This is a genomic window from Halomonas sp. (genome assembly GCF_029263665.1).
GTDB lineage: Bacteria > Pseudomonadota > Gammaproteobacteria > Pseudomonadales > Halomonadaceae > Halomonas.
Map to the genome: position 1 here is coordinate 62845 of NZ_JAJUFQ010000023.1, position 7663 is coordinate 70507.

The following is a 7663-nucleotide window of genomic DNA, read 5'->3' on the forward strand; positions in this document are numbered from 1 at the left end:
ACGTCAGTCCATCATTCATTTAACCAGTCGCGAGGGCGCAGGTAGTCATCGAGTTCAGCCTCGGCGGAGCCCGGCTCGGGGTGATAATCGTATTCCCAGCGAGCAAGAGGAGGCATCGACATCAGAATGGATTCGCTACGACCCCCGCTCTGCAGGCCAAACAGCGTGCCACGATCCCATACCAGGTTGAACTCCACGTAACGCCCTCGGCGGTATAGCTGAAAGTCCCGCTCGTTCTCTCCCCAGGGCTGGTGACGACGGCGTTCGATGATCGGCAGGTATGCCTCGAGAAAGGCGTCTCCCACCGCGCGCTGAAAGGCAAAGCAACGCTCGAAGCCCCACTCATTCAAGTCGTCGAAGAACAGCCCCCCTACGCCTCGGGTTTCACCACGATGCTTGAGAAAGAAATAGTCATCGCACCAGGACTTATAGCGGGTATAGACATCATCACCAAAGGGCTGGCACAGACCTTGGGCGACCTGATGCCAGTGGCGGACATCCTCCAGATGCGGATAGTAGGGGGTCAGGTCAAAACCACCGCCAAACCACCATACCGGCGGCTGGCCTTCGGCTTCGGCAATGAAAAAGCGCACATTGCCATGGCTGGTGGGCACGTGCGGATTGCGTGGATGCAGCACCCAGGACACGCCGACGGCGTGGAAGCCGCGACCGGCCATCTCTGGACGCGCCGCTGTTGCAGAAGGCGGCAACTTGTCGCCATAGACATGGGAAAAGTTCACCCCGCCCTTCTCGAACAGAGCACCCTCCTCGATCACCCGCGTGCGACCACCACCGCCGCCTTCACGCTGCCAGGCATCCTCATGAAAGTTGGCAGAGCCGTCGGCCCCGGCCAAGCCCTCGCACAGGCGATCCTGAAGATCGAGCAGATAATGTTTCACCGCATCAAGGTTAGGCTGGGTCACAGGACCTCCGATTGGCTTTCAACTTTCACTACATTCAAGCACGCCATTCAAGCTTTCATCAGAGGCATTTTACTGCCGCCTGATGCTCGCCGACTGCGACTCATGCACGCAGTACGCTGCCGCTCAACAAGTCCCGAATAGTACTGGGACGAGGATTGCCACCCAGCGCACCGGGAACGATGGCATCAAGCTGTCCGGCAAAGATCTCGCGAATATCGGCTTCGCTCATTGCAGGGTCCTGCCCAGCGCGATTGGCAGACGTAGACACCAGCGGACCGCCAAATGCCTGGCACAGTTGACGCACCCCCGGATGATCACTGACGCGCAACGCTACCTTGTCATGCTCTCCACGCACCAGCGCTGGCGTGCGGCCATTGTCCGGTACCAACCAGGTATTGGGACCCGGCCAGCTTGTTTCCAGTATCTCGCGTTGCGGGATGGTCAGTTGATCGAACCAAGGGGCAAACTGCTCAATACTGGCAGCTACCAGAATCACTCCCTTGGCAGGATCACGTTGCTTGAGCTGCAGCAGCCGGGTCAATGCATCCGGGTTATCCGGATCGCACCCCAACCCCCAGACGGCTTCAGTGGGATAGGCAATGACACCGCCGCGCTGCAGTGCCTGCACCGCGGTATCGAGAACGGCAGAATCGATCATGACGACTCAATCAGGGCTTAAGTGATGGGCCGTTATCCTAACATGTGCATGGAAGGAGCCTAAGGGGTCTGTGCATGAATTCCCGCGCGCAGGAGGAAAGATCAAGCCGCCTGTCGCACCCAACCTCCCGGCACCAGCGCTACCAGCCCTTCCATTTCCAACTGGGTCAGTTCGCGCTGGCAAGTGGCGACATCACAGCCCGCCAGCTCGATCAGGACATCCACCGGCGTCGGTGTCTGACTGAGCCAACGCAGCAACGGTGATGATGCTTCCATCGCTCGGGCATGACGGCTCGCCTCATCATTATCTTTCTGGCTTGCCCGGACAGTACCACCTCCCCAGCTATCGGCAGCCTCATCTTCCGCTCTCTCGATGAATGCTGCATGCCCCAACCGGGGACCCCAGCCGGACAACGCCTCAATGACATCATCCATGTCACGCACCAGAGCGGCACCTTGCCGGATCAGATGCAGGCAACCACGAGACTGGGGCGCATGAATCGATCCTGGCAACGCCATGACTTCCCGCCCTTGTTCCAGCGCCAGGCGAGCACTGATCAGCGAACCACTCTGTTCTGCTGCCTCAACCACCAGCACGCCACAGGACAATCCCGTCACGATGCGGTTGCGGCGAGGAAAGTCGCCCGGATAAGGCTTATAGCCGGGAGGGCGCTCCGCCACAATCAGGCCGTTCTCACGCTGCAATCTTTGATAGAGCCCAGCATGACGGGGAGGATAGATCACGTCGACGCCGCCAGGCAGCACGGCAATGCTGGCCCCCCCGGCATCCAGTGCTGCCTGCTGGGCTACGCCATCGATTCCCAGCGCCATGCCGCTGGCGATGCACCAGCCCCGCCCAGCCGCTGCTGATGCAAAGCTCTTGGCGCTCAATAGCCCCTCTCGGGTCGGCCGACGCGACCCTACGATGGCCAGTTTAGGAGAAGGCAGAACGTTGATGTCACCGAGGGCCCACAGGACCGCAGGTGGATCGGCTATCTGCTCCAGCAACGCTGGCCAGCATGGATGTTCAGGACTGAGTAGATGGTGATCGAGCCCCGCAGCTTCCCATTCCAGGGCATTCTGGACACTGGCATACAGCGGGCTGCGTTTCGGGTGATCAAGCCACAGGCGCAGGGCTGTCGCCGCTGCCGTCGGCATATGGGCCAGCCATCCGGTTGGCCATGGCGGGTTCTGCTGGCGCAAGGCCGCCAGCCTGACCAGGCCCAGCCGGGGCAAAGAGCCGAGCACCAGCCATTCAACACAAGTGAGCGTCATCCTTGAGCACTCCATATGGCAGCTTGATGAATTATCGAGACAATGACTGAATTCGACTGACCATTGGTCAGTTGACGATAACTCGACTGACTATAGAACGTTGATGGATAGCGCTCTTGAGGTAACTACGCTGTCTCAATCATCCCCAAGGACTCATGCGTGTTATGCCATATGCGTGTTATAGTGAACGGCTATGACAAGGATTGAGGGAACCCTATATTCCTGAACCGATCCAACGTCATACAATGCATCCATTCTCTATTTTCCAGCGACGATGGTAATGACGTCATGGCCAAGCTCCCCATTCTCGAATTTCCCGACGAACGCCTGCGCACCAAGGCTGCGCCGGTAGAAAGCGTCGATGACGAGGTCCGCCAGTTGGTCGACGATATGCTGGAAACCATGTACGCGGCCCCGGGTATCGGCCTTGCTGCAACCCAGGTCGATGTACACCGCCGCATCATCGTCATTGATGTCAGTGAAGACCAGTCCACACCGTTGGTACTGATCAATCCTGAATACACTCCCATTGGTGAAGAGCGCGAACCGATGCAGGAAGGTTGCCTGTCGGTACCAGAATACTTCGCCGAAGTCCCGCGCGCGCTCAAGGTCCACCTCAAGGCCCTGGACCGCGATGGACAGCCTTATGAGATCGAGGCTGACGGCTTGCTCGCTCATTGCATCCAGCATGAAGTGGATCATCTGGAAGGCGTACTGTTCGTCGATTACCTGTCACCACTGAAGCGTGACCGGGTGATGAAGAAGATGCAGAAACGTCATCGCATGATGCAATCTGCCTAAATAGCTACCTGAATACCTAAATAGCTACCTGAATAATTGCGACAGATCGAAACCAGGGCCGGCAAATGTGATTTGCCGGCCTTCGTCGTTTGGGCCACTCTCCGTTAACATGTACCAGCACTTCTTCCGCCAAGGCTCCAAACATGACTCAACCGCTGCGCGTGATTTTTGCTGGTACCCCTGACTTCGCTGCCGACAACCTGGCAGCACTACTGGCAAGCCAGCATGATGTGATTGCTGTTTATACCCAACCCGATCGCCCTGCAGGACGTGGCCGCAAGCTGACACCGAGCCCAGTCAAGGTCCTGGCCCAGAAGCATGGCATCGAGGTCTTTCAACCTAGTAGCCTCAAGGGTGAGGGCGAACAGCAAGCACTGGCAGCCCTTGATGCGGATATCATGGTGGTCGTGGCCTATGGACTGCTGCTGCCCCAGGCAGTACTCGATATTCCGCGCCTTGGCTGTATCAACGTCCACGCATCATTACTGCCCCGCTGGCGAGGAGCCGCCCCCATCCAGCGAGCTATCGAGGCAGGCGATACACAGAGTGGCGTCACCATCATGCAGATGGATGCGGGCCTGGACACCGGTGATATGCTGATGATCCGTACTACCCCGATCACGAAGACCACCACTGGCGGCGAACTCCACGACACTCTCGCCAAGCTCGGCGCAGAGGCCCTGATCGAAACCCTGGATGCCTTGACCGCAGGCGGGCTTGCACCAACGCCACAACCAGAAGCAGGCGCGACCTATGCCGCCAAGCTATCCAAGGCCGAAGCTGAGCTGGATTTTCACCAGGATGCCTCGGCACTGGCCGCCCGGGTTCATGCTTTCAACCCCTGGCCGGTCACCTGGTGTGCCCTCGGCGATGACCGCCTGCGCATTCATCTTGCCCATGTGCTGGATGATGGCGAAGCCACTGTTCCCGGCACCCTGGTCAGTCATCAAGGTGGCCTGATCGTGGCCTGCGGCAAGGAAGGCCGCGAGCGTCTGGCCATTACCCATGCCCAGTTACCTGGAGGCAAGGCACTACCCGTAAGCGAGCTGTTGCGCTCCCGCGCTGACCGCTTTCCTATTGGATCGACTTTCGGTCACCCCCAAGCTGATGGCAAAGCCAACACGGAGGCACCTTCATGAGTGATGCCGACATTCGTCACATGACGACATCCAGATCCGGCCGTCACCAAAACCGTGCGACCAATGCTCGTAACGACAAGGGCGAATGCGTACGTTTCTCGGCCGCCAAAGCCTTGGTGCCAGTCATCACAGGCAAGGGCTCCCTGGCTTCCATGGATGAGCATCAGGTGGTTGCCAAGGACCGCGCCCTGTTCAAGGCCATGTGCTTCGGTGTATGCCGCACCCTGCCCCGACTCGAAGCCATCGCCTCACAGTTGCTGGAGAAGCCCTTCAAGAGCCGCGATGCCGATGTACAGGCGCTGTTGCTGCTTGGCCTCTTCCAACTGCTGTACCTACGTATACCTGCCCATGCTGCCGTAGGCGAGACAGCCGGAGCTGCACGCTTGCTGGGCAAGTCCTGGGCGACCCGCGTGCTCAATGGTTGTCTACGCCGTTTTACTCGGGAATCCGCAACGCTGCAGGCCGAAGCGGACCGGGATCCTGCCGTGGCACTGTTGCATCCGCGCTGGTGGGTGAAAACCATGCGCCAGGCCTGGCCGGATGATTGGAAGGACATTCTGGAAGCCAACAATCAGCCCGGTCCCATGACCCTACGGGTCAATCGTCGTCTCAGTGACCGCGAGGCCTACCTGGAAGAACTCGGCGCTGCGGGAATCTCGGCACATCTATGCGCTCATGCTCCGGATGGCCTGACTCTGGAAACGCCGATTGATGTGGATAGCCTGCCCAATTTTCGTCAAGGGCATGTCAGCGTTCAGGACGAAGCTGCACAAATTTCGGCAGTACTGCTCGGTCCCGCCATCGCTCCACGTCCCGGCGCCAGAGTGCTGGATGCCTGCTGTGCCCCAGGCGGCAAGACAGCGCATCTGCTGGAGTTGTTCGATATTCAACTCCAGGCCATCGATTCAGATTCCACTCGTCTGGCCCGCGTCGAAGATACTCTGACCCGCCTGGGGCTGTCGGCCACCCTGGCCCAGGGAGATGCCACCGAGCGTGACTGGTGGGATGGCACTCCCTTCGATGCCATTCTGCTTGATGCCCCTTGTTCCGGAAGTGGCGTCATCCGGCGTCATCCGGATATCAAACGCCTGCGCCGCCAGGGCGACATTACCCAACTGGCCGAGTTGCAGGCCAAACTGCTCGATAATCTCTGGCCATTGCTCAAGCCTGGCGGCACGCTGCTGTATGCCACCTGCTCGGTGCTGCCAATGGAAAACAGTGAGCAGATAGCAGCGTTTCTCGAACGCACACCGGATGCCCGTCCGCATATGCCAAGCGGAATCAGTTGGGGACGTGAAGCCGGAGCCGGACGCCAGCTGTTACCCGTGCCCAACAGCCACGATGGCTTCTTTTATGCCAGACTCCTAAAAGAAAGCGCATAACGGGACATAATGGAATTTGAATGATGGAAGATAAATAGGGGGAATGTCATGAGCCAACATGTCTACAAGCAGGTCGAGTTGACGGGTTCTTCCGAGACCAGTATCGAAGATGCTGTCCAGCGAGCGATTTCCAAGGCTTCCGAGAGTATCCACAATCTACGCTGGTTCGAGATCACCAATACTCGTGGCCATATCGAGAATGGCCGAGTGGCTCACTGGCAGGTAACGATGAAGGTGGGCTTCACGTTGGAATGACCATCTGACATGCCGCCATCATGGGCAGGTCAATGCTCCTTGCTGCCCTGATGGCCTCTCTCTCACAACCCTGTTGCCCAAACGGGCAGCTGAGTTATGCTGCGATTTCATTGCAGCGCATCATACGCCCCAGACAGGACAACGATGAAGATCATCATTCTCGGTGCTGGCCAGGTCGGCGGCACCCTGGCGGAGCATCTGGCTCGCGAGGATAACGACATTACGGTGGTGGATACCGAAGGTGTTCGCCTTCGAGAACTGCACAACCGTCTCGACATCCGCACTGTGGCCGGCCCGGCTTCCTATCCCACAGTACTGCGCCAGGCAGGCTGTGAAGATGCTGATATGTTGATCGCGGTGACCAGCTCCGATGAAGTCAACATGGTGGCCTGTCAGGTTGCGCATACCCTGTTCCGTACTCCAACCAAGATTGCCCGGGTACGTGCCACCGCCTATCTCGCTCGCCAGGGGTTGTTCGCCCATGAGGCGATACCTGTCGATGTACTGATCAGCCCTGAGCAGGTAGTCACCGACCACATTCGCCGCCTGATCGAGCATCCTGGCGCATTGCAGGTACTGGAATTCGCTGGCGGCCTGGTTCAGTTGGTGGCTGTACGCGCTTACTACGGAGGTCCGCTGGTCGGTCAGGAACTGGGCTTCCTGCGCCGCCACATGCCCAATGTCGATACTCGGGTTGCTGCCATCTATCGCCGCAACCGGGCCATCATTCCACGTGGTGATACTGTCATCGAGGCAGATGACGAGGTGTTCTTCATCGCCGCGCGCAAGGACATTCGAGCAGTAATGAGCGAACTGCGCCGTCTCGATCGTGACTTCCGCCGAGTGATCATCGCCGGAGGCGGTAATATTGGCGAGCGTCTGGCCGAGCACCTGGAGCACAGCCATCAGGTCAAGATCATCGAGTTCAACCTGGAACGCTGTACCCAGTTGTCCGAGCGTCTCGACCGCACAGTGGTCCTTCATGGCAGTGCCACCAACAAGCGTCTGCTGGAAGAGGAAAACATCGAGGACTGCGATATCTTCTGTGCACTGACCAACGACGACGAAGTCAACATCATGTCGTCGATGTTGGCCAAGCGCATGGGGGCCAAGAAGGTGCTCACTCTGATCAACAATGCCGCCTATGTGGATCTCGTGCAAGGCGGCGAGATCGATATCGCCATCTCCCCCCAGCAGACCACCATTTCCAGCCTGCTGACCCACGTGCGCC

The 7663-nt window shown here is 58.7% G+C and carries 8 protein-coding genes; 5 read left to right on the forward strand and 3 right to left on the reverse strand.

Annotation, left to right across the window (positions count from 1 at the left end; translation table 11 throughout):
- Nucleotides 1-11: 11 nt before the first annotated feature.
- The 3 genes from hemF to dprA form a co-directional block, all read right to left on the reverse strand.
- Nucleotides 12-923 (reverse strand): oxygen-dependent coproporphyrinogen oxidase, encoded by a 912-nt coding sequence (gene hemF / locus Q1K07_RS17990; RefSeq protein ID WP_149286332.1) that lies wholly within the window; start codon nucleotides 921-923, stop codon nucleotides 12-14.
- Between the two features lie 100 nt (nucleotides 924-1023).
- Nucleotides 1024-1581: a Sua5/YciO/YrdC/YwlC family protein gene (locus Q1K07_RS17995; protein WP_300314211.1), complete on the reverse strand. Its 558-nt coding sequence runs from the start codon at nucleotides 1579-1581 to the stop codon at nucleotides 1024-1026.
- A 101-nt stretch (nucleotides 1582-1682) separates the two neighbouring features.
- Entirely contained in the window at nucleotides 1683-2855 is a 1173-nt protein-coding gene (gene dprA, locus Q1K07_RS18000) for a DNA-processing protein DprA (protein ID WP_149286334.1), read from the reverse strand.
- A 288-nt stretch (nucleotides 2856-3143) separates the two neighbouring features.
- Here dprA and def point away from each other — a divergent pair, with 288 nt between their 5' ends.
- From def to trkA, 5 genes are all read left to right on the forward strand, one after another.
- Nucleotides 3144-3656, forward strand: coding sequence for a peptide deformylase (gene def, locus Q1K07_RS18005; protein WP_300314215.1), 513 nt, complete (start codon nucleotides 3144-3146; stop codon nucleotides 3654-3656).
- 143 nt (nucleotides 3657-3799) lie between these two features.
- A complete protein-coding gene (fmt, locus tag Q1K07_RS18010; RefSeq protein WP_149286336.1) occupies nucleotides 3800-4795 on the forward strand; it encodes a methionyl-tRNA formyltransferase in 996 nt (331 codons plus the stop codon).
- A gap of 20 nt (nucleotides 4796-4815) precedes the next feature.
- Nucleotides 4816-6177 (forward strand): 16S rRNA (cytosine(967)-C(5))-methyltransferase RsmB, encoded by a 1362-nt coding sequence (rsmB, locus tag Q1K07_RS18015; RefSeq protein WP_149287315.1) that lies wholly within the window; start codon nucleotides 4816-4818, stop codon nucleotides 6175-6177.
- 48 nt (nucleotides 6178-6225) lie between these two features.
- Nucleotides 6226-6432, forward strand: coding sequence for a dodecin (locus Q1K07_RS18020; RefSeq protein WP_149286337.1), 207 nt, complete (start codon nucleotides 6226-6228; stop codon nucleotides 6430-6432).
- A gap of 144 nt (nucleotides 6433-6576) precedes the next feature.
- Nucleotides 6577-7663 (forward strand): Trk system potassium transporter TrkA (gene trkA, locus Q1K07_RS18025; RefSeq protein WP_300314220.1); only part of this gene is annotated, 1087 nt, incomplete at its 3' end.